The 1008-nt window shown below is 49.8% G+C and carries 1 protein-coding gene; it reads right to left on the bottom strand.

The window, feature by feature from the left end; translation table 11 throughout:
- Nucleotides 1-1008: multiheme c-type cytochrome (locus R8269_RS26580; protein ID WP_318223086.1), on the bottom strand; the 1008-nt coding region annotated here is incomplete at both ends.

Genomic DNA, 1008 nt, shown 5'->3' with positions numbered 1-1008 from the left:
GCAAAGTGGCATGTCGGCGATGTTAACCGTCAACGTAGAGTTGGAGGTTGGCTTAATCGCAGCGTCAGTGAAGTCTTTATGACACAAGAATAGGCCTTCTCCTTGAGCCTCACAGCCGTCACCAAGTGCGCCATCATCGGCGACGTTGAGACTGTTGTTTGCGACTATCGGGCCTTGGCCGTTATCCCAGTTCAGCAACAAATTGAGGTGCCCATGTTCATTAATGAAAGGGGTCAGTTCGTTGATGGATCCAATACCTGTGCCCGCTTTCGACACTCTTAGTTCAATCTCAAACTGGTCATCAATAAATCGCGCGCTTTCAACGTTGATTTCAAGCGAATCACGCGCTTTTGCAAGATTCTCTAAACGCATTACGTGAACCGTTTTAGCACTTCGGCTTGCGTCTTGACCGATGATTGGATCGCCATTGTCATCTCGGTCATAAGGTCGGTGACAGCCCGAGCAGGAGTTTTGGGGCTCGCCGTTTCTTACCCAAACCGTACCGACTTGGTTATCATGCGCGCCTCTGTCTCGGTACAAATGACAAGTCTCACAGGCAACTTGGCTTGGGTGTTCAAACCAATTGTTGGCGTCTGATGCTTTCGCGACATCGGTTGAATGGCAGGTTGTACAGTTGCGGGCATCTTGCGGGAAAGGGTTGCCTTCAATGACTAAACCATTGATGTCGGTAACGAGCACGTCATTCTCGTCGACAGGCTGTTTGTAAGTGTCGGTGTTATTTCTGTCGCTACCTAATTTGAAAACATTACCGTGGTATTGATGAACAACGGCAGCGAGAGGGCGTCTGGCTGGCGCAGCGCCTGGGTTACTGTCATTGTGGCAAGCGGTACAAACGGCAATGTTGTTATCAATTGAGCGATAGCCGGGTCCATGATGAAGCGGTTCGCCCATATGACAGTTTTCACACGTGCCTGTTTCAATCACATTGCGGGAGACCACTGCATCTGAACTTTCTTGCGGCACCCATTCAAACACGTAGGTAAAACC

Source organism: Vibrio sp. Vb0667 (assembly GCF_033391095.1).
Note: the sequence above shows the minus strand (reverse complement) of the source record. Positions and strands in the feature narration are given on the sequence as shown.